This is a genomic window from Streptomyces sp. NPDC087428 (genome assembly GCF_044744085.1).
GTDB lineage: Bacteria > Actinomycetota > Actinomycetes > Streptomycetales > Streptomycetaceae > Streptomyces.
Window position 1 is genome coordinate 481790 of the sequence record NZ_JBIUXR010000004.1, and the last position, 21652, is coordinate 503441.

At 70.2% G+C, this 21652-nt stretch carries 14 protein-coding genes; 7 read left to right on the plus strand and 7 right to left on the minus strand.

Annotated features, from left to right (window positions below; genetic code table 11):
• Positions 1-13: 13 nt before the first annotated feature.
• From ACIO3R_RS11580 to ACIO3R_RS11595, 4 genes are all read right to left on the minus strand, one after another.
• The gene (locus ACIO3R_RS11580; protein ID WP_385030563.1) at positions 14-1672 is read right to left on the minus strand and encodes an acyl-CoA dehydrogenase family protein; all 1659 of its coding nucleotides are present in this window, start codon (positions 1670-1672) and stop codon (positions 14-16) included.
• Between the two features lie 115 nt (positions 1673-1787).
• Complete coding sequence (locus ACIO3R_RS11585) at positions 1788-2408, minus strand: TetR/AcrR family transcriptional regulator (protein ID WP_385030566.1); 621 nt, start codon at positions 2406-2408, stop codon at positions 1788-1790.
• 310 nt (positions 2409-2718) lie between these two features.
• Positions 2719-3099, minus strand: a complete 381-nt coding sequence (locus ACIO3R_RS11590; protein WP_385030569.1) for a recombinase family protein — start codon at positions 3097-3099, stop codon at positions 2719-2721.
• A gap of 205 nt (positions 3100-3304) precedes the next feature.
• Positions 3305-3763 carry an ATP-binding protein gene (locus tag ACIO3R_RS11595; protein WP_385030572.1) on the minus strand — a complete coding sequence of 153 codons (459 nt, stop codon included), beginning with the start codon at positions 3761-3763 and terminating at the stop codon, positions 3305-3307.
• Between the two features lie 319 nt (positions 3764-4082).
• Between ACIO3R_RS11595 and ACIO3R_RS11600 the strand changes: the two genes are divergently transcribed.
• The 3 genes from ACIO3R_RS11600 (at position 4083) to ACIO3R_RS11610 (ending at position 6098) form a co-directional block, all read left to right on the plus strand.
• Positions 4083-4949 carry a helix-turn-helix domain-containing protein gene (locus ACIO3R_RS11600; protein ID WP_385030576.1) on the plus strand — a complete coding sequence of 289 codons (867 nt, stop codon included), beginning with the start codon at positions 4083-4085 and terminating at the stop codon, positions 4947-4949.
• Positions 4946-5197, plus strand: coding sequence for a DUF397 domain-containing protein (locus tag ACIO3R_RS11605; RefSeq protein ID WP_363022763.1), 252 nt, complete (start codon positions 4946-4948; stop codon positions 5195-5197). Before ACIO3R_RS11600 ends, ACIO3R_RS11605 begins: the two co-directional genes overlap by 4 nt.
• Positions 5198-5279: 82 nt before the next feature.
• Positions 5280-6098: an SAM-dependent methyltransferase gene (locus ACIO3R_RS11610; protein WP_385030579.1), complete on the plus strand. Its 819-nt coding sequence runs from the start codon at positions 5280-5282 to the stop codon at positions 6096-6098.
• Between the two features lie 63 nt (positions 6099-6161).
• Here the strand turns inward: ACIO3R_RS11610 and ACIO3R_RS11615 are convergent, their stop codons facing one another.
• The 3 genes from ACIO3R_RS11615 to ACIO3R_RS11625 all read right to left on the minus strand — a co-directional run bounded on the left by ACIO3R_RS11615 (position 6162) and on the right by ACIO3R_RS11625 (position 10342).
• Positions 6162-6842: a response regulator gene (locus ACIO3R_RS11615; protein WP_385030582.1), complete on the minus strand. Its 681-nt coding sequence runs from the start codon at positions 6840-6842 to the stop codon at positions 6162-6164.
• A gap of 8 nt (positions 6843-6850) precedes the next feature.
• On the minus strand, positions 6851-8029 hold the full coding sequence (locus tag ACIO3R_RS11620; protein ID WP_402105254.1) for a sensor histidine kinase: 1179 nt from the start codon (positions 8027-8029) through the stop codon (positions 6851-6853).
• A gap of 96 nt (positions 8030-8125) precedes the next feature.
• Complete coding sequence (locus ACIO3R_RS11625) at positions 8126-10342, minus strand: MMPL family transporter (RefSeq protein WP_402105255.1); 2217 nt, start codon at positions 10340-10342, stop codon at positions 8126-8128.
• A 315-nt stretch (positions 10343-10657) separates the two neighbouring features.
• Between ACIO3R_RS11625 and ACIO3R_RS11630 the strand changes: the two genes are divergently transcribed.
• The 4 genes from ACIO3R_RS11630 to ACIO3R_RS11645 form a co-directional block, all read left to right on the plus strand.
• Entirely contained in the window at positions 10658-11272 is a 615-nt protein-coding gene (locus ACIO3R_RS11630) for a helix-turn-helix domain-containing protein (protein WP_402105257.1), read from the plus strand.
• Positions 11273-11276: 4 nt separating this feature from the next.
• The gene (locus tag ACIO3R_RS11635; RefSeq protein WP_385030594.1) at positions 11277-12677 is read left to right on the plus strand and encodes an MFS transporter; all 1401 of its coding nucleotides are present in this window, start codon (positions 11277-11279) and stop codon (positions 12675-12677) included.
• A 188-nt stretch (positions 12678-12865) separates the two neighbouring features.
• Positions 12866-19600, plus strand: coding sequence for an amino acid adenylation domain-containing protein (locus ACIO3R_RS11640; RefSeq protein WP_402105259.1), 6735 nt, complete (start codon positions 12866-12868; stop codon positions 19598-19600).
• Positions 19601-19667: 67 nt separating this feature from the next.
• The coding region (locus ACIO3R_RS11645; RefSeq protein WP_402105260.1) for a condensation domain-containing protein at positions 19668-21652 on the plus strand (1985 nt) is incomplete at its 3' end.

Genomic DNA, 21652 nt, shown 5'->3' on the forward strand with positions numbered 1-21652 from the left:
CACCGTTGCGGAGTCAGGCGGGGAGCCGCTCCAGCAGCCCGGCGAAATCCGTGCCCGGCGCGAGGGTGCCGAACGCCAGCCCCCGGTCCCCGTCCAGCCGGGACGCGCAGAACGCGTCGGAGACGGCGGCCGGCGCGTGCCGGACGAGGAGGGAGCCCTGGAGCACGAGCGCCGCGCGCTCGATGAGACGGCGGGCGCGCAGCGGAGCGTCCTCGGTGAGGACGAGTTCACCGCGCAGCTCCTGCCAGGCCGTGTCCAGTCGCCGGTCGGCGCCCGAGGCCGCCTCGATCTCGGTGCGGAAGGCGTCGAAGGACTCGGGTTCGCGCGCAAGCGCCCGCAGCAGGTCGAGGGCGTTCACGTTGCCCGAGCCCTCCCAGATTCCGTTGAGCGGGGCCTCCCGGTAGAGGCGGGGCATTCCTGATGCTTCGTCATAGCCGTTTCCGCCCAGGCATTCCAGCGCCTCGGCGACCGCTGCGGGCTGGCGTTTGCACACCCAGTACTTGCCGACGGCCGTGGCGAGCCGCAGGAACGCACGCTCCCCGGCGTCGCCCCGCTGGGCCCGGTCGGCGGCGCCGGCCAGACGCAGCGCGAGTGTGGTGGCGGCCTCGGACTCCACGGACAGGTCGCCGATCACGTTGCGCATCAGGGGCTGGTCGATCAGTTTGGCGCCGAAGACCGCTCGGTGTCGTACGTGGTGGGCGGCTTGGGCGAGTGCGGCGCGGGTGCCGGCCGCGGAGCCGAGGACGCAGTCCAGCCGGGTCATGGTCACCATTTCAATGATGGTGCGTACGCCCTTGCCTTCGGTGCCGACGAGCCAGGCCACCGTGTCGTCGAACTCGGGTTCGCTGCTGGCGTTGGCGCGGTTGCCGAGCTTGTCCTTGAGCCGCTGGATGCGGAAGGTGTTGCGGCTGCCGTCCGGCAGTACGCGCGGAACGAGGAAGCAGGAGAGTCCGCCGGGCGCCTGGGCGAGCACGAGGAAGAGGTCGTTCATCGGTGCGCTGGTGAACCACTTGTGTCCGCGCAGCCGCCAGGTTCCGTCGGCCGCCTCGGTGGCCGTGGTGGTGTTGGCGCGTACGTCGGTGCCGCCCTGCTTCTCGGTCATGCCCATCCCGGCGAGCAGCCCGCGCTTGTCGGCGGGGGCGCGCAGCCCGGCCTCGTAGACCCGGCTCGTGAGCAGGGGTTCGTACGTCTTGGCCAGGTCGGGTGAGTGGCGCAGTGCCGGGACGACCGCGTACGTCATGGAGACGGGGCACAGGTGTCCCGGTTCCAGCGTCGTCATCAGCATGAAGCCCGCGGCTCGGGCCACGTGGGCGCCCGGCCGCTCGTCGGCCCATGCCGCGCCCGCCAGGCCCGCGCCCACCGAGGTGTCCATGAGGTGGTGGTAGGCGGGGTGGAAGTCGACCTCGTCGACACGGTGTCCGTAGCGGTCGTGCGTGCGCAGCACGGGTTCGTGGTGATTGGCCTGGTCGGCCCACTCCTGGGCCTCCTCGCCGCCGACGAGACGGCCGAGGCGGTGGAGTTCCTCGGTGTGCCACTGCGCGCCCTCGCGGTGCACGCCCTCCAGCAGGACCGCGTCCTCGGCCACGTCATGGCCGGTCAAGGGCGGCGGCTGGTTGGTCACTTCGTGTGTCAGGGCGGCGGGGTGGCTGCGGGGCGAGTCGGTCGCGGGCACGGGATTCCTCCGGGTGGAAGGGGACGGGATTCGGGGAAGTGGCCGGGAACGGGAGGTCGGGGACGAGTGACGGGAACGGAGGTACGGGACGAGTGGCCGGTACGCACGGTCCGGGTCAGGGCTGCCGGGCGGCGGGCGGGGCGCCCGCGCAGCGCAGCGCCATGGCGACGAGTTCGGCGAGGAGTTCGTCCGCGGCCCTCTCGTCGCCGGTGCCGAGCGGCTCGACGAGCACCTCGCCGATGGCCCCGGTGAGCGCGGCGGCGGTGATCTCACCGTTCTGTGCGGGCAGCAGGCCGTCCTCGATGCCCTCGTGGACGACCTGGGCGAACAGGGCCCGGTAGCGGCGGCGGAAGTCGAGGCGTTCGGCGCCGACCGCCGGCTCGGCCGGGGCGGCGAGCAGTGCGTGGGCCAGCCCGCGGTTCTCCAGGGCGCGGCGGGCGAAGACCTCGACGCCGCGGCCGATCCGCTCGACGGGGTTTCCCGGTCCTTGGAGCACTTCGCCCAGTACGTCGACCTCGCGTCCGGCGGCCCGCCGGAACACCTCGACGGCCAGTGCCGTCTTCGACGCGAAGTGCTGGTAGACGGAACCGGCGGCGATGCCCGCCGAGTCGGCGACGGCCGTTACGGACGTCTGAGCCCAGCCCACTTCGGAGACCACCGAGGTGGCACAGGCGACGAGGTGCTCCCTGGCGGCTTCCAGCCGGCTGATTTCACCTGGGGTCTTGCGGTAGGCCATACAAGAAGTGAACCACCATTCAGAGTTTCGCGCCACGGCCGCCATGGCCGGTCCCACCGGCACGGCTCGTCAGGAGAACCCGATACACCTCAGAACGCCGCTCGACGGACAGCGCGGCACGGTCGGCCGGCGACAACGAAGCGGTGGTACCGGAAAGCGCGCGACTCGACGGATCGAACCGGCGGTCAGGCGGTCAGGCGGTCAGGCGGTCAGGCGGTCAGCGAATCGCCGGGTCCGCAGGCGGCATCGGGCCCCGGACGGGCGACCCTCCAGCCACTTGACAAGACGGACGACGAAGCACAGAGCGGGATCAACCCGCTTCGCAGCCCTTTGATGACAAGGGCGCCCAGGTGTACCGGACGTGCACACCCTGGTCGTGGAGCCAGGCGGCCTCGCGGTGCCGGAGTTCGCGTGCGGACTCCGGGGCGATGGCGCTGGGCCAACGGACGAGCACCGCGGTGACGTCGCCCGTCTTGGCCAGTTGTCTCACACGCCGCCACCCTCTGCGCTGGGCAGGGTCGGGCTCGCCGAACGTGTCGGTCACGACCTCGGCGATCGTCAGTCCGCGCTCCTGGGCGAACGCGCGGCCTTCCTCCTGCGCGCGCTCCGTGGCTCCCCCGGCCGTGCCCCGTGCTCGGTCCGCGCATACGTACAGCACGACGGGAGAAGCGGTTTCACCGTGGGGAGTCATATGCGCCTCTGTAGACGGATCGAGGAGGAGGGGGAGCCCGCCCCGCGAAGGGACGCAGTGGGGGCTGTGCGGTCGCTGCCGCAGGCCGGCGCGACTGGCCCGGTTCTCAGCCGGCCGGTTCTGGCCGCGCTTCATCCGGACTGTCGCTGCCGGGACCGGGACCGCGCCGTGTTCGGCAGCGTCCGGTTTCTTCGGCTTCTTCGGCTCAGGAGTGGGCCGTCAACTCTGCCCAGACGAGCTTGCCTTCGGCCCGCGTCGAGCGTGCGGAGCCCCAGCTGTCCGCGAGTTGCTGGACGAGGAAAAGCCCTCGCCCGCTCTCCTCGCCGGGGCCGGCTCGATGCTCGGGCGGGCGGACCGGGGTGCTGCCCTCGTCGTGAAGTTCGATGCGCAGGCGCCGCTCGTCAGCGGTCAGCATGAGGCCGCACAGGACGCGACTGCTGGCGGTGTGCAGTACGGCGTTCGTGGTCAGCTCGGAGACCAGCAGCACCGCGTCACAGCATGTGTCGCCGGGAAGCTTCCAGGCACAGAGCCGGTCGCGCACGGTGTCGCGGGCCACTCTCGCGCTGGTACGCAGAGCGGGCAGGCCGAACCAGTACTCCCGGCGCGGCACGGTCCTGACTAAGGCGGGGGGCGAGGACGGGGCCGAGGGGGTGGACAGAGTCACGGATGTCGCCTTCCAGCGCCTTCCGGGGGGCGGGGCGCGGTGAGGGGATGCGGGGCTGCAACTCGAGCGGTGAGAGGCGTTCGCCGAAGCAAGCGCCCGGCGGCGGGGTGCCGACGACGTCCATCGACATCACGCGCCTTCCCCGGACCGGATCCTGCGTCATTGCTGTGACTTGACCTCTCACACGCCCACTATGCGCGTGATGGAGGTCATGCTGCAACCGACTCCCTGATAATTTCAGCAGCGCGGTTATCACGCTGGCGTCAACATCAAATCACTGTAAGAATGCTGATGTTGACGGTTCCTCAGGAGGTTGGGCGTGAGCGAAGCCCGTTCCAGCACCAGCGCTCCGACAGTTCTGCGTATGATTCTCGGCCGTCGGTTGCAGGACATGCGGCTGGGCGCCGGTGCCTCGCTGGAGGACGCGGCGAGGGCTCTGCGCGTGCAGACGCTGACCGTCCGCCGGCTGGAGAAGGCCGAGGTCGCGCTGAAGCCTCTCTACGTGGAGAAGCTCCTGGAGACCTTCGGCGCGGGCCGCCAGGAGATCGACGAGTTCGTCGATCTGGCCGAACAGGCCAACAAGCCCGGCTGGTGGCACTCCTACCGCGATGCGGTCCCCAGCTGGTTCACGGCCTATGTCAGCCTGGAGTCCGACGCCAAGACCCTTCGCACGTATGAACCCCAGTACGTCACCGGGCTCCTGCAGACCCCCGAGTACGCGCACGCCGTGCTGCGCGGCGGGATACCGAACGGCACCGAGGAGGAGGTCGCTCGCCGGGTGGAGCTGCGGCTGCGCCGCCAGAGCCTGCTGGAGCGGGAGGACGCCCCCACGTTGTGGGTGGTCATGGAGGAAGCCGTACTGCACCGGGTGGTGGGTGGCCCTCATGTGATGCGGGAGCAGCTCGAACGGCTCCTGGACCTCTCCGAACTCGCCCACGTCAGCGTCGACATCGTCCCCTTCGACGCCGGCGCGCACGTCGGAGCGTGCGCCCCGTTCACATATTTCCGGTTCGAGGAACCCGAACTACCCGACATCGTGTACAGCGAGCTGCTGTCCGCCTCGGTCTATCTGGACCAGCGCGCGGACGTCGTCTCCCATCTTGAGGCACATTCCCGCATGGCGCTGCTGACGTCGTCCGAAGACAGCAGGGCGCTCTTGAACCGCATGCGCAAGGAGTACTCATGACGATCATCGACGAGGGCGTCTACAACGGCATGCCGGCCTGCAATCTCGGGGAACAGGGCTGGGAACGTCCCTGGAGCGGGCCGAACGGCGGTCAGTGCGTCGAGGCGAAACAACTCGCCGACGGCCGCGTGGCCGTACGCCAGTCCACGGACCCGGCCGGGCCGGCGCTGATCTACACGCCGGAGGAGATCGCCGCGTTCGTCCGCGGGGTCAAAGAGGGCCTGGCCGATCACTTGGCCGCCGGGTGATCCGACGGCGAGCGGAAGGGACGACGGCACCGGTCCCGTCCCTGGCCTGCGGGCCGACAGACACGCGTACGAAGGGGAGCACATGACCACCAGGCAGGCCGGCCGCGGTCTCGACACGAGCAAGGCGCACTCGGCCCGGATGTACGACTACTTCCTCGGTGGCAAGGACCACTTCGAGATCGACAAGGAAGCGGCCCTGGTCGCCGCCCAGGCCCACCCCGGCATCTATGTGACCGCGCGCGAGAACCGGGCGTTCATGCACCGGGCCACCCGGGTCCTGGCGCAGGAGCACGGCATCCGCCAGTGGCTCGACATCGGCACGGGCATACCGACCGAGCCCAACCTGCACCAGGTGGCCCAGTCCGTCGCGAGCGATGCCCGCGTCGTGTACGCGGACAACGACCCGCTCGTCCTCAAGTACGCCGAACGCCTCATGCGCAGCACAGCGCAGGGACGCACGGCCTATGTCGAGGGCGACATCACCGACCCCGATGCGCTGATGAACTCCGTGGAGGACTCGGGGGTCCTGGACTTCGACCAGCCCATCGCCCTCTCCCTCAACGCGCTGATGCACTTCATCACCGACCCGCACGATCCGTACGCCATCGTCCACCGGCTGCTCGACCCGCTTCCGGCGGGCAGCGCTCTCGCCATGAACCACTGCACGCCCGATTTCGATCCCCCCACCTGGAACAAGGTCGCGGAGGTCTACACGAAGTCCGGCTCTCCGGTGCAGTTCCGTTCGCACAGCGACGTCGGCCGCTTCTTCGAGGGACTCGACCTGGTCGACCCCGGCATCTGCTGCTGCCACCGCTGGCGGTCCACCGAATCCGCGGCGCACGGGGCGGAGATCCCGGACGCACAGATCAGTCTGCTGGCGGGCGTGGGCATCAAGCGCTGAGGCCGCTCGTTCGGTTCATGCCGGGCCCGCCCGTCCGGCACCGCGCTTCCCCGCACGGGCTGGTCACGGAGTCGAACGCGGCGGGCGGGCACTCACGAGGCCGGTTTGGTAGGCGATGTAGACGAGCTGGGCTCGGTCCCGGGCATGCAGTTTGGTCATCGCACGGTGGATGTGCGTGCGAATGGTCAAGGGGCTGAGGACCAGCTGGTCCGCGATCGCGTCATTGCTCATGCCGTGGGCGGCCAATGCCATGACTTCTCGCTCCCTGCCGGTGAGGAGTTCCAGTTCGCGGGGTGAGGAGAGCCGGGGCTCGGGTGCGGACAGGAACCGGCTGATCAGGGATCTGGTGGCGGCCGGGGAGAGAAGCGAGTCGCCGGCTGCGACGGTCCGGATGCCCGCGAGGAGCGCTTCGGCGGTGACGTCCTTGCCCAGGAACCCGCCGGCGCCGGCGCGGAGGGCGGCCGCGACGCTCTCGTCGTCCTCGAAGGTCGTGAGGATCAGGATGCGGGTGGCGGAGAGCGTGGCGTCGGCGCCGATGAGCGAGGTCGCGGCAAGGCCGTCGGTACCGGGCATACGGATGTCCATCACGATGACGTCGGGATGGTGTTCGCGGGCGAGATCAACTGCCTCCTGGCCGTTGGCGGCCTCGGCCACGACAGTCATCCCGGGGTCGGAGTCGATCAGGATGCGGAAAGTGCTGCGCAGGAGGGCCTGGTCGTCGGCGAGCAGGACACGGATCGTCATGTGATGCCTCAGTCGGTGGGCTGGAGAGGAAGAGTGCAGGACACGCGGAACTCACCGTCATGGGGGCCTGCGGTGAGTTTCCCGCCGGCGGACTGGGCCCGCTCTTTCATGCCCATGAGCCCGAACCCGCGGTCGGCCGTGGGTGCGCCGGAGGCCGGGGGCCCTGCGGACATTTCGTTGGAGACCGTCAGGCTGAGCGAGCGGGAGAGATACACGAGCCGGACGTCTGCCCGCCCGGAAACCGCGTGCTTGGTGACGTTGGTGAGCGCTTCCTGAATGATACGGAAAGCGGCCAGGTCCGCTCCGGAGGACAGCGGCTGGGGCCGGCCGCTGACTGTGACGTCGACGTCGAGCCCGGTGCCGGCGTAGGCGGCCGTCAAGTCGGGCAGTTGGCCGAGCCCCGGGGCAGGGGTGAGGCTGTCGGCGGGTTCGGTGTCCTGGCGCAGCACTCCCACGGTGGCCTTGAGCTCCCGCAGGGCGTTGGCTGTGGTCGTCGAGAGGGTGGTGAGCATCTCGAAGGCTTCGTCGGGATGTGTGCGGTAGAGGTGGGCTGCCGTGCTCGCCTGAGCGTTGGCAAGAGCGAGGTGGTGGGCGACGATGTCGTGCAGTTCACGGGCGATGCGCATGCGTTCCTGCACCACGTGGTGGCGGGCTTCCTCCTCACGGGTCCGTGCGGCCCGCTCGGCACGTTCGGCGGCGTAGGTACGCCGTACGCCGACGTAGCTGCCCAGGAGAGCCGACAGCAGGAGATAGGCTGCCGGGTTGACGACGCCGAGAAGTACTGGGTGGTTGTAGGGGTCGAGGAACAGGCCGGTGACAGCGATGCACACGGTGGCGAGCAGGGAGACGTTGCGGGCCGTGATGCGGTGGGCGCGCAGGCCGACCGAGTACAGCGCCACCATCAGGGGACCCATCAGCAGCGGTGTGATGAGGTAGCCGATGGCTCCCTCGGCCATGGTCAGTACCGTGATGACTCCCAGTACCGGCAGAGGGTGCCGGTCACGCCAGAACAGCGCCAGGCAGCATACGGCGGAGAGCAGGATCCCGGGCCATGGCGCGAGGGGTTCCTCAGCCACCCAACCGGTGACGAAACTGCCGGTCGCGGTCGCCCCGAACAGCAGCAGCAACGCCGCGAGCTGCACCGTGCGCGGTCGCTGTGCTGCCTTGTCGCGCCATCTCGTACTCATCTTGATCTCTCCACGACAGACACAGACGACAACATAGCGATCGCCGGGGGAGCAACGCCGTCGATGACGGCCTCGCTCCCCCGGCGCCGACCGGGCTCAGGTGCGTACCGGCTCGCGCTCCACCGCTCCGCTCAGGGGATCGGCGGGCGCGGCGGTGAGGCCGGACCCCTCGATGTCCACCCGGGGAAGAAGGCGGTCCAGTCGGCGCGGCAGCCACCAGGCCTTGTCGCCCAGGAGCGCCATGACCGCCGGCACGATGGTCATGCGGACGAAGAACGCGTCGAACAGCACCGCGATGGCCAGGCCGAAACCGACCGTCTTGATCATTGATTCCGAGGAGCCGACGAACCCGGAGAAGACGGCGATCATGATGACCGCCGCGGCGACCACCACGCGTGCGTTGTGACGGAAGCCCGCTACGACGGCCTGCGCCGGGCGGTCACCGTGCACGTAGGCCTCCCGCATCCGGGCGACGAGGAACACCTCGTAGTCCATGGCCAGGCCGAAAACGATACCCACCAGGAAGATCGGCATCAGGCTCATGATCGGGCCTGTCTGCTCGACGCCCAGGAGCTCCGCGCCCCAGCCCCATTGGAAGACAGCGACGACCGCGCCCAGGGAGGCCAGCACGGAGAGCAGGTAGCCGAGGGCGGCCTTGACGGGAACGAGGACGGACCGGAAGACCACCAGCAGCAGCACCAGGGCGAGGACGACGATGACGATCAGGTAGGGAACGAGGGCTTCTTGCAGTGCCGTGGCGACGTCGATGTCCATCGCCGTGCTCCCGGTCACCTCGAACGTCGCGCCCGCGCCGGCCTCCAGCCCGGCGCGCTCCGCCCGGATGGCATGCACGAGGTCCTTGGTGGTTTCCGCGTTCGGGCCGGTGGCCGGTACGGCCGAGAAGAGGGCGGTGTCACCGTCGGGGTTGAACCGGGGCGAAGAGACCGACACGACTCCGTCCGTGTCCTTGATCTCCTTGGTGATCGCGGCGGCGGCGGCTTCCGGGTCGTTGGAGTTCCTGGCGTCGACGACGATGGTCAGGGGGCCGTTGAATCCGGCTCCGAAGCCGTCGGCGAGTGCGTCGTACGCACGACGTTCCGTTGTCGAGGTGGGTTTGGACTCGTCGCCCGGCATGCCCATTTCCAGGCTGGCGGCAGGCAGGGCCAGCGCGCCGAGAGCGGCGACAGCGACCAGGAGTACGGCGATCGGGCGGCGCATCACGAACCGCGCCCAGCGCGAGCCGCCGTTGTTCTCCTCGTTCTGCTTCCGCAGGGCCTCGGCCCGGCGCTTGCGGACGCCACGTGAGAGCACCGCGTCCGGCCACATGCCCAGGAGGGCGGGCACGAGAGTGAGTGCTACCAGCACTCCCACGGCGACAGCACCCGCGGCGCACAGTCCCATCTTGGTGAGCATCGGCACGCCGATGACGGACAGTCCGCCCAGCGCGATGATCACGGTGAGTCCTGCGAACACCACCGCGGAGCCGGCCGTGCCGACGGCAAGCCCGGTGGCCTCGCGTGGCTCACGGCCACGTGCGCGCTCCTCCCGGTACCGGGAGACCACGAACAGCGCGTAGTCGATCCCTACCGCCAGGCCGAGCATGGAGGCCAGGGTGCCGGTGGTCAGCGAGAGACCGAAGGTGCTCCCCAGGGCGATGATTCCTGCCATGGATATGCCGACCCCGACGACAGCGGTGAGCAACGGCAGGCCCGCGGCGGCCAGAGAGCCGAAGGTGATCAGCAGAACGACTGCGGCGATGCCCATACCGATCATCTCCGCCGATCCGCCCGCGGCCGGCTGAGTGGCCAGAGCCGTGCCGCCCACCTCGACGGTGACTCCCTTGTCGCGGACATCGTCGATGGCGTGCTCCAGAGCGTTCTTGCTGGAGTCGGTCAGATCGTCGGCCGCCACCTTGTAGGTGACTGTCGCGTACGCCGTGGAGCCGTCCCCGCTGACGGCGTCTGCCGCGAACGGGCTGACGGCGCTCGCGACCTGGGTGCCCCTGCCGGTCTCTGCGACGAATGCGTCGATGGCCGCACGGGTGTCGGCCGCGGTCACCCTCTGGCCGTCGGGTGCGACGAAGACGATCCGGGCATTCGCGCCGTTCGCGTCGGTGCCCGGGAAACGCTCACCGATCAGGTCGTAGGCCTTCTGCGCCTCGATCCCCGGCATGAAGGACGTACCGCTGTCATCGGCAGCCGGCGCCTTGAGTGCGCCGAAACCGGCCGCGCCCAGCACTACGGCCCACAGAAGCACCACGAACCAGCGCCGGCGAAAGGCACCACGGCCGAGTCGGTACAGGAAGGTAGCCACGAGAAATGTATCTCCAGGTCAGGTCAGGTCTTGGGTAGGTCACCACCCTCGCCTCCGGGCCCCCTCCACGTCGTCGTACGCCTGCCGTGACCATGCGCTGATGCGCTCGGTGCAGAGCGCGGTTCCCCTGCCTGCGTCTGCAGGAGAGGGAGTACTGCGCTGGTAGGAGGCCAGGGTCCGGCCGGCGACGTCGGTTCATATCCAACTCCGCAGCAACGCCGGACGAGTTGCGCGATGCCGCACGCCGAAATATTGCACAGACTTGTGTGCACAGACTTCTATGCACAGACTCCTGTGTGGTCTAGCTTGAACCTCATGGAACTACCGCAGCAGCCCTCCCAGGTACATCTGACCGCCCGCAACCTGCGCGGAATCGCGCACCCGCTGCGGGTTCAGATCCTCACCAGCCTGCGGACAGAAGGCCCGGCCACGGCCACCACGGTGGCTCGCCGGCTGAATCTGAACACCGGGGCGACCAGCTACCACCTGCGCCAGCTCGCGGAGTACGGCTTCATCACGGAGGCACCCTCACGGGGCGGCCGACGTGACCGGTGGTGGCAGGCGTCGCACGCGAACACCGTCGCCCCCGACAGCGAGGCGCTGGACGGCAGCGAGGGGCTCGGCGTCGCCTACCTCCAGGCCCTCGGCCGGGTCTGGTCGGACGCCCTGACTGCCGCGATCGAGACGACCCCTTCGCTCACGCCCGAGTGGCGCGACGCACAGGACTTCGGGGACTACGCGCTCACCCTCACCCCCGCCGAGGCCGCGGAGTTGACGGCAGAGATCCACGCCCTGCTCCGCAGGCGTACGTCCGCCGCCGCGGCCGCCGACGCGCAGACGCCGCCGGACGCGGCACGGGTCTCCTTCCAGTTCCAGTTGTTCCCGACCAGCGAGGACCGGCACGTCACCCAGCCCACCGACATGGAGTAGACCGATGGCCACTCAGCACACAGCCGCCGAGACGGCGGCGGACAACGGCGCACGGACAACGGTGCCGGACCCCGGCCCCAGAGTCCTGCGCGGCCTGGTCGGCATGCTGTCGGCCAACGCGGCGGCCCTGTCGGCCAACCGGGTGTTGTCCATCGCCCTGCCCTGGTTCGTCCTGACGACCACCGGCAGCGTCGGCAAGACCGGTCTGGTGGCCTTCTGCCAGATCGTCCCGTACGTGGTCTCACAGGCGCTGGCCGGTCCACTCATCGACCGAATCGGCCCCAAGCGGATCAGTGTGGCCGGCGACCTCCTGTCCACCGCCGCGATGGCCACCGCCCCGCTGCTCTACCTGACGGGCAGCCTGCCCTTCGGCCTGCTGCTGGGCCTGCTCGCGGTCGTCGGCGCGGCCGACGGGCCGGCCAACGGCGCCAAGGGGCTCTTCGTACCGTCGGCCACCCGCGCCGCCCGCGTACCCATCGAGCGGGGCACCGGTCTCTCGGCCGCTGTCGAACGGACCGCGACCACCGTCGGGCCGGCCCTCGCGGGCGTGGTCGTCACCGCGTTCGGCAGCCTGTCCGCTCTGTGGATCACCGCCGCGCTGTTCGCGCTGTCGGCGCTGATCGTCTCGACCACCCTCACCGACCCGGTGCCCGAGCCGCACGAAACCCCGATCGAGGAGAGCGGCGGCTACTTCTCTCAACTGCGCCAGGGTGCCGCCTTCCTGCGGGACGCGAAGCTGCTGCGGTCCATCGTGGGCATGCTGGCGATAACGAACCTCCTGGACCAGGCATTCATGTCGGTGCTGCTGCCGGTGTGGGCGAAGGAGTCGGGGAACGGCGCGGAGGCCATCGGCCTGGTGGTGAGCGTCTTCGCCGCGACGTCGATCATCGCCGCGCTGGTGGCCGCCGGCGTGGCCGAGCGACTGCCACGGCGCACCGTCTACCTGATCGGCTTCTCCCTGGGAGGCCTGCCCCGGTTCGCCGCGATGGCGATGGGGGCGCCGCTGTGGCTGGTGCTGACGGTGCTCGCGGTGGGTGGCCTGGGGTCCGGCTTCGTCAACCCGATCGTGGGCGCGGTGACGTACGAGCTGATCCCGACACCGCTGCTGGGCCGGGTCAAGACACTGGCGCAGGCGGTGACCTGGGCGGGCATCCCGTTCGGCGGACTGCTGGGGGCGGGACTGGTGACCCTGACCGGCACGTCGACGGCGCTGTGGATCGTGGGCGGGATGTACCTGGTCGCCATCGGTGTGCCCGGCATGAGCCGGGAATGGGCCGGGATGCGCAAGCGGACGGTGTCGGAACCCGCCTCGGGCGACGCCGACGACGCGAGCGGGGCGGGTCCCGCGAACGCGACGGCGCAGACCGCGCCGCAGGAGGAGGCCTCGGTCCCGGCCGGGGCCTGAACCGGCGCGGCACGGAGCGCGGCGGCCGGGGCACCTCGCCCCGGCCGCCGCACGCACGGGCAGAAGTGTCCACGTTCCGGGGGCAGAAGTAACCAGTTATCTCGTCAAGATCGCTCTGCCAGCATCGGATTCGGCTGAGCATCCGAGGGCCTTCCGTTACGGGTCGACGACGAGGAACTGGTGGACGCATGACTACGAATCCGATGGTGCCACCGGCGCCGGCACCCGGCCGGGAAGCGGGACATGAGCCGTTCTCGCCTGCCGAGGCCCGCATAGCCGAGGTGTGGCGGTCCGTTCTCGGCACCGAGGTGACGACGGCCGATTGCGACTTCTTCCGGCTGGGCGGCACCGGGGATCAGCCGGCGGAAATGGCCCGCCGGGTGGCGGTGGAATTCGGCTCGGAATTCCAGGCCCCTTCGGCACCGGGGCCTTTGACCGTGCGGACCGTGGCGTCGTTCCTCGCCGACGAAGCCATGCGACGGGCCCGTCGGCTGTTCGAGTCCATCGACGAGGGCATGGATGAGGACGCGGTCGATCTGGCCTCACCGTCCGCTCCCGACGACGCGGCCTCGATCCCCGTCGCCGCCAGGGAGGGGCGGCCGCTGCCGCTGTCGTTCGCGCAGCGCCGCCTCTGGTTCCTGGACCAACTGGAGCCGGGCCGTGCCGAATACCTCATCCCCATGGGGCTGCGCATCAGCGGTCAGCTGGACGTACCGGCGCTGGAGGCGTCGCTGTCGGCACTGGTGGCGCGGCACGAGGTGCTGCGGACCCGCTTCGTCACGGACGGGGACGGCACTCCCGGCCAGATCATCGACGAGCCCCGGCCGCTGCCGCTGGCCGTGCACGACCTGCGGTCCGTCACGGACGCCGGTGCCCGGGAAGAGGCCGCCATCGCGTTCGTGGACACCGAGGGGTTCCGGCCGGTGGATCTCGCCACCGGACCGATGGTCCGCGCCTTGCTGGTCCGGCTGGACGAGGAGGATCACCTCCTGTCCTTGACGATTCATCACATCGCTTTCGACGGGTGGTCGGCGGGGGTGCTCTCGCGCGAGCTCACCACTCTGTACACGGAACGGGTCACGGGCGTCGCCGCCGGCCTGCCCGAACCTCCTCTCCAGTACGCCGACTTCGCGGTCTGGCAGCGCGCCTGGCTCACCGGCGATGTGCTGTCCGAACAACTGGACTACTGGCGTGCGCTGTTGGCGGGCGCGGCACCGCTGGAGCTGCCCACCGACCGCAGACGCCCGGCGCGGCGCAGCGGCAACGGGGCGATGCTCACCTTCGGTATCCCCGCCGCGACCGCCGACGGGGCCCGCAGACTGGCGCACGACTCGGGCGCGAGCCTGTTCATGACGCTGCTCGCCGTGTTCCAGGCCGTGCTGTCGCGCTACAGCGGCCAGGAGGACATCGCGGTGGGCACCCCGATCGCGGGCCGTAACCGGGCCGAGATCGAGGACATGGTCGGCTTCTTCGTCAATACGCTGGTCATGCGTACCGACCTGTCGGGGGACCCGACGTTCACCGAACTCATCGACCGCGTCAAGGACACCGCACTCGGCGCCTACGACCACCAGGACCTGCCCTTCGAGCGGCTGGTGGAGGAACTGGCGCCGCAGCGGGACCTCTCCCGGAACCCGTTGTTCCAGACCATGTTCGTCCTCCAGAACACGCCCGAGAACGACTCCTGGGAACTGCCCGGCCTCAGTGTCCGTCAGCTGGACGTGGCCGCACAGGAGTCGAAGTTCGACTTCACGTTCTACGCGACGGAGGCCGCCGACGGCGGTCTGGACGGCACCATCGTCTACTCCACCGACCTCTTCGACGAAGCCACGATGATACGGCTCGCCGGGCACTTCGAGACCCTGCTCGGTGCGGCCGCTCACGCTCCCGGCGCCCGGCTGTCCGCCCTGGAGATGCTGACGGCCCAGGAGCGGCGGGACATCCTCACCACATGGAACGGAGCGGACACCGACGCCCCCGACGCCGTCACCGTGCACCGGCTGTTCGAGGACCGGGCCGCCGAGCGCCCCGACTCCCCCGCAGTCACCTGCGGCTCGGATCATCTGACCTACCGCGAGCTGGACGAGCGGGCCGAGTGGATCGCCGCCCGGTTGCGCGAGCGCGGTGCCGGTCCCGGGACACTGGTCGCCATCTGCCTCGACCGGGGCACCGACATGGTGAGCGCGCTGCTCGGAATCCTCAAGTCAGGTGCCGCGTATGTGCCGTTGGACCCGACGTATCCGACCGAGCGGCTCGCCTACATGGTCGAGGACAGCGGGGCCCCTCTGATCGTCACCCGGTCCTCGCACACCGAGCGGCTGCCCGCCGCTACGCCGCTCCTGCTGCTGGAGGACTCCTGGCCGTCGGATGCGCCCGCCGGCCCCGGTGACGGCGCCGCGGCAGAGGCGGGGCCGGACGATCTGGCGTACGTGATCTACACGAGCGGTTCGACGGGCCGCCCGAAGGGCGTCCAGATCACCCACGGCGCCCTGCGCGCGCGGATGCGGGAGACCCGGCGGCAGCTGGACCTCACCTGCGAGGACCGGGTACTGCAGTTCGCGTCGATCTCCTTCGACTCCTCGGTGGGGCAGTTGTTCGCGCCGCTCGTCTCGGGTGCGTCCCTGGTGCTGCGCGACGAGGCGTGGGACCCGGGGATGCTGGGGCAGGCGCTGCGCACCAACGAGGTGACGGTGGCCTGGCTGACTCCGTCGGCGTTCGGCGCGCTCGCCGCCCAGCTGGACGGGCCGGAATCCCTCGGCCCGGAACTGCGGCTGGTGCGTCTCGGCGGCGAGGCCCTCCCGCGGGAGCAGGTACGCCAGTGGTTCCGCCACACCTCGGTGCCGCTCGTCAACGGTTACGGGCCGACGGAGGCGGCACAGGAGGCGGCGACAGCGCGGATCACCGGGCCCGGCGACCACGTGCCGATCGGGCGCCCGGTCGCCAACGCGAAGGTGTTCGTGGTGGACCGGCACGGCCGGCCGGTCCCGGTGGGCGTCCCGGGCGAGATGTGGATCAGTTGCCCCGGCCTGGCCCGAGGGTATCTGGGCAGGCCCGAGCTGACCGCCGAGAAGTTCACGGTCGTCACCGTGGACGGCACGCCTCGGCGCGTGTACCGCACCGGTGACCTCGCGAAGTGGCACCCGGACGGGCACCTGGAGTTCACCGGCCGGGGCGACGGCCAGGTCAAGCTGCGCGGTTACCGCATCGAGCCCGGTGAGATCGAGGCGGCGCTGCTCACCCACCCCTCGGTCACGCTCGCCACCGTCCTGCTGCGCGAGGACGTACCGGGTGACCCACGGCTGGTGGCGTACGTCGTCGCGGACCCGCCCGTCGAGGCGGGCACGCTGCGCGCCCACCTCCAGCGCGATCTGCCCGACTACATGATTCCCGCCGCGTTCGTGCCCCTGGACCGCATCCCGCTCACCCCGAACGGCAAGACGGACCGCCGTGCACTGCCCGCGCCCGCCTCTGACCGGTCCGAGCTGGGCGCCGCGTACACGGCCCCGCGCACCGAGACGGAACGGACGGTGGCCGGGGTCTGGGCACAGGTGCTCGGCATCGACACGGTCGGCGTCGACGACGACTTCTTCGCGCTGGGCGGCCACTCGCTGCTGGCCACGCAGGTCGTGTCGCGGCTGCGCCGGCGGCTGGGCGTCGACATCCCCGTACGGACCCTGTTCAGCGCGCCGACCCCCGCGCTGCTGGCCGCGGCGGTGGCGGACCTCGATGACGTCGGGATCTCCCGCATCCCCGCCGTGCCGCGCGACGGCAACCCGCTGCCGCTGAGCTTCGCCCAGCAACGTCTGTGGTTCCTGGACCAGTTGGAGCCGGGCAGGGCCGAATACCTGCTTCCCTTCGCCTTCCGCGTCCACGGGCTGATCGATGTGGACGCCCTCGACACCGCCTTCACCGCGTTGGTCTCCCGCCACGAGATCCTGCGCACCCGGTTCGGCACGGACGATGCGGGCTCCCCGGTCCAGTCGATCTCGCCGGAGGAGCCGGTGACGGTGCTGGTCCGGGACCTGCGTGCCGTCGCCGACGTCCAGGACCGGGACGACGCCTGTGCGGCGGTCCTGGCCGAGGACGCCCTGCGCCCGGTGGACCTCACCGTCGGCCCTGTGCTGCGCGTGGTGCTGGTGCGACTGGCCGACGAGGAAGCGGTCCTGGCGGTCACCGTGCATCACATCGCCTTCGACGGCTGGTCGGTCGGCGTGCTGGTGCGTGAGCTGTCCGCGCTGTACGCGACGGCCCTGGAGAAGGGACCGGGCCCGGCCCCGTTGCCGGTGCAGTACGCCGACTACGCGCTGTGGCAGCGCGGCTGGCTGACCGGCGAACCACTGGAGCGCCAACTCGACTACTGGCGGACGCGTTTGGCGGGACTGGAGCCGCTGGAGCTGCCGACGGACCAGGCCCGCCCCGCGGAGCGTACCGGCAAGGGCGAGGTCGTCCGGTTCTCGGTGCCCGCCGACGTCGCCGCGCGTGCCAAGGCGGTGGCAGCCGAGGGCGGCGCGAGCCTGTTCATGACCCTGCTGTCGGTGTTCCAGCTGCTGCTGGCCCGCCACAGCGGACAACGGGACGTCGCGGTGGGCACCCCGATCGCCGGCCGCAACCGGGCCGAGACCGAGGATCTGATCGGCTTCTTCGTCAACACGCTCGTCCTGCGTACCGACCTCTCCGGCGATCCCGCGTTCACCGAGCTCCTGGCCCGCGTCAAGGACGCGGCACTGGGCGCGTACGACCACCAGGACCTGCCCTTCGAGCGCCTCGTCGAAGAGCTGGCACCCGACCGCGACCTGTCCCGCAATCCACTGTTCCAGACCTTGTTCGCGCTCCAGAACACGCCCGGCGCGGACGCGTGGAGCCTGCCGGGGCTGACGGCGGAGCCCATCGAGTCCCCTGTCCGCGACGCGAAGTTCGACCTGTCCATGTACCTCGCGGAGGCGGACGACGGCACCCTGGACGGCGCCATCGTCTACGCCGGCGACCTGTTCACCGAGGCCACCGCACGACGCCTCGTGGACCACTTCGGCAACCTGCTGGACGCGGCCACGGCGCGTCCGGGTGCCGCGCTGTCCGAGCTGGAGATGCTGGGCCCGGACGAGCGCCACCGCATCGTGACCGAGTGGAACGCCACCTCGGCGCCGGTCCCGGCCGCGGCCACCCTGCACCAGTTGTTCGAGGAACGCGCGGCGCTGACCCCGGACGCCGTCGCCGTCGTCTGCGGCACGGACGAGCTGACGTACCGTGAACTCGACGAGCGGGCCAATCAGTTGGCCCATCGACTGCGCGCCGAGCCGGGGATCGGACCGGACGTCCCGGTGGGCGTCTGCCTGGAGCGCTCCCCCGCCCTGGTGTGGACGCTGCTGGGCATCCTGAAGGCCGGTGCGGCCTACGTACCGCTCGACCCGGAACATCCGGCGGAGCGGCTCGCGTACCTGGTGGAGGACTCCGGTGCACCACTGGTCGTGACCGACACCGCGCACGCCGGCCTGCTGGCCGAGGGGCTGCGCCTGCTGACCGTCGACCGCGCGGCGGACCTGCCGGACACCCTCCCGGTCACCGCCCCCGAGCCCGTCGCCGGGCCCGGGGACCTTTCCTACCTGATCTACACCAGCGGCTCGACCGGACGGCCCAAGGGCGTCCGCATCGAGCACCGGGGCGTGGTGAACTACCTGGCCGGGATGCAGCACGCGTTCCCGATCGCCCCGGGCGAGGGTTTCCTCCAGGCGACGCCACTGTCCTTCGACGTGTCGGCCTACGAGATCTTCTGGCCGTTGTGGCAGGGGGCGAAGGTCGTGCTCGTACCCGGCTCCGACCGGCTGGACATGGCCGAGGTGTCACGCCTGATGCGGATCCACCGGGTGGTCGGCCTGCACTTCGTCCCGAGCCTGCTGGACCTGTTCGTCTCAGAGGTGAGGCCCGAGGACTGCGTGGGCCTTCGCTACGCCTTCGCGAGCGGCGAACCCCTTCAGCCCGCCCTGGTGGCGCGCTTCCTCGACCGCTTCCCCGGAGACCTGGTCAACCTGTACGGGGCCACGGAGGTCTCGGTCGACACCACGTACTGGCGGGCGTCGCGCACCGACCCCCACGGGCCGGTCCTCGCGGGGCGGCCCATGGCGAACCAGACGGTGTACGTGCTCGACCCGGACCGCCGCCCCGTACCCGCGGGGGTGCTGGGCGAGGTGTATCTCGGCGGCGACAGCGTGGGGCGCGGCTACCACGAGCGGCCCGAACTCACCGCGGAACGCTTCGTACCGGACCCGTTCACCGGCGGCCGTATGTACCGCACCGGTGACGTCGGCCGCTTCACCCCCGACGGCGGGCTCGACCTGCTGGGACGTATCGACCGGCAGGTGAAGTTGCGAGGCGTGCGGGTCGAACTCGCAGAGATCGAGGCGGTGTTGCTCAACCACGACGCGGTCGGGGTGTGTGCGGTGACCGTCCGCGAGGACGCCCCGGGCGACAAACGGCTCGTCGCCTATTACGTACCCGGGCCGGGCAGTACGGCGGACACGGGCGCGCTGCGGGGATGGGCGGCCGAGCGACTGCCCCGGGCCATGATGCCGTCCGCGTTCATGGAACTGCCGGAGCTCCCGCTCAACCGGAACGGCAAGGTCGACCACGCGGCGCTGCCGGCCCCCGACGACGTTGACATCACGGCGGGGTTCGTGGCGCCCCGGGACGACATCGAGGCGGAGATCGCCGAGATCATGGCTGGGGTGCTCGGACTCGAAAAGGTCGGAATCCACGACCGCTTCTTCGATATCGGCGGGCATTCCCTCCTCGCCATCCAGCTCGTCAATCGCATCGAGGCGGCAACCGGGGTCCGTATCGGTCTGCGCCGGCTCTTCCAGGCGCCGACGGTCACCGGTGTCAGAGAGCAGCTCATCGAATTGTTCGACGCGCAGGACCAGGCTTCCTGAATTCAGCGGCTTCTGCCCACACGCAGAGACCCGTTGCCCACACGAAGAGTAGAGGACAGGCATCATCATGGGCGAGAACTCGATCGAGGCGCGGCTGCTGTCCCGCATGCGGCGGCGTGCGGACGCGGACCGCATCGCACGGAGCGACAGGGACGCCACCGGACCGCTGCCGCTGTCGTTCGCACAGCAGCGGCTCTGGTTCCTGGACCGTCTGACCCCGGAGAGCCCCGACTACCTGGTGCCGACGGCACTGCGCATACGCGGCCCGCTGGACGTCGCAGCACTGGAGACGGCGCTGTCCGGCCTGGTGGCACGGCACGAGGTGCTGCGGACGGCCTTCACCGCGGGCGACGACGGCACACCGCGGCAGGAGATCAACGCGCCCTGGCGGGTGGGCGTTTCGGTCCACGATCTGCGGGGCGACGCGGACGCCGAGGTGCGAGGGCGTGAGGTGCTGCGCACTGAGGCGAAGCGCCCCTTCGACCTCACGACGGGCCGGCCTCTGCGGGCGGACGTCGTACGTATCGCCGAGGACGAACAGTATCTGCTGCTGACACTGCATCACATCGTGTCCGACGGCTGGTCCTCCGGCATTCTGGCGCGGGAGCTGCGTGAGCTGTACGCCGCGGCGCTGGCCGAGCACGAGGTGTCGCTCCCGGAACTTCCGGTGCAGTACGCGGACTTCGCTGTCTGGCAGCGTGACCGGCTCACGGGCCCCGCGCTGGAGCGGCAGCTCGGGTACTGGCGCGAGCGCCTCGCCCGCTCCACCCCGTTGGAGCTGCCCACGGACCACCAGCGTCCGCCGCACGCGAGCGGCGCCGGCGAGGTGGTCACCTTCGAGGTGCCCAGCGAGGTGACGGAGCGGTTGAGGGAGGCTGCGGGGCGGCAGGGCGGCAGTCTCTTCATGGCGCTGCTGTCGCTGTTCCAGGTCGTGCTGGCCCGCTATTGCCGCCAGGACGACATCGCGGTGGGCACCCCGATCGCGGGCCGCAACCGGGCCGAGATCGAGGACGTCGTCGGTTTCTTCGTCAATACGCTGGTGATGCGGACGGACCTGTCCGGCGACCCGACCTTCGGCGAGCTGATCAACCGGGTCAAGGACACGGCGCTGGGCGCGTACGACCACCAGGACCTGCCGTTCGAGCGGCTGGTGGAGGAGCTGGCGCCGGAGCGGGATCTGTCGCGCAATCCGTTGTTCCAGAGCATGTTCGTCCTCCAGGCGCCGGGGAGCGCGGACAGCAACGGGTGGGAGCTGGCGGACACGGCCACCGAGCCGGTCGACATCGAGCGGGGCGTGGCCAAGTTCGACCTGACACTGACCGCGGTCGAGTCGTCGGACGGCCTGCGAGCTGTGCTGGAGTATCGGACGGATTTGTTCGATCGGGCGCGGATCGAGCGGATGGCCGGCCATCTCAGCACCCTCGCCGCTTCCGTGGCAGCCACCCCCGACGCCCACCTGTCCGAACTGAACATGCTGACGGTGCGGGAGCGGCAGGAGATCCTGGTCGACTGGAACGGGAAGACCGGCCCCTACCCCGACACCGCGACGATCCACCAGCTCATCGAGAACCGGGTCACCACCGACCCCGACAACGTGGCCCTCACCCACGGCAACGAACAGTGGACCTACACACAGCTCAACAACCGCGCCAACCAGCTCGCCCACCACCTGCGCAACACCGGCATCACCCCCGACACCCTCATCGCCGTCTGCCTCGACCGCTCCCCCGACCTCATCGCCACCCTCCTCGGCATCCTCAAAGCAGGCGCCGCCTTCGTCCCCCTCGACCCCGAATACCCCACCGACCGCATCACCTACATGGTCGAAGACGCCCAAGCACCACTCATCATCACCAGCACCCACCACACCAACCGGCTCCCCGCCAACACCCCACGCCTCCTCGTCGACACCCAATGGCCCGACGAAGCCACCAACGACCTGCCACCGCTGGCCTCACCCGATGACCTCGCCTACATCATCTACACCTCAGGCTCCACCGGCAGACCCAAAGGCGTCGCCCTCGAACACCGAGGCGTCGTCAACTACCTCCA

Excerpts from the sequence above, each read along its gene's own strand:
- ACIO3R_RS11640 (WP_402105259.1), top strand. The coding sequence starts at position 12,866 with ATGACTACGAATCCGATGGTGCCACCGGCGCCGGCACCCGGCCGGGAA.
- ACIO3R_RS11610 (WP_385030579.1), top strand. The coding sequence starts at position 5,280 with ATGACCACCAGGCAGGCCGGCCGCGGTCTCGACACGAGCAAGGCGCAC.
- ACIO3R_RS11630 (WP_402105257.1), top strand. The coding sequence starts at position 10,658 with ATGGAACTACCGCAGCAGCCCTCCCAGGTACATCTGACCGCCCGCAAC.
- ACIO3R_RS11605 (WP_363022763.1), top strand. The coding sequence starts at position 4,946 with ATGACGATCATCGACGAGGGCGTCTACAACGGCATGCCGGCCTGCAAT.
- ACIO3R_RS11590 (WP_385030569.1), bottom strand. The coding sequence starts at position 3,099 with ATGACTCCCCACGGTGAAACCGCTTCTCCCGTCGTGCTGTACGTATGC.
- ACIO3R_RS11635 (WP_385030594.1), top strand. The coding sequence starts at position 11,277 with ATGGCCACTCAGCACACAGCCGCCGAGACGGCGGCGGACAACGGCGCA.
- ACIO3R_RS11615 (WP_385030582.1), bottom strand. The coding sequence starts at position 6,842 with ATGACGATCCGTGTCCTGCTCGCCGACGACCAGGCCCTCCTGCGCAGC.
- ACIO3R_RS11620 (WP_402105254.1), bottom strand. The coding sequence starts at position 8,029 with ATGAGTACGAGATGGCGCGACAAGGCAGCACAGCGACCGCGCACGGTG.
- ACIO3R_RS11585 (WP_385030566.1), bottom strand. The coding sequence starts at position 2,408 with ATGGCCTACCGCAAGACCCCAGGTGAAATCAGCCGGCTGGAAGCCGCC.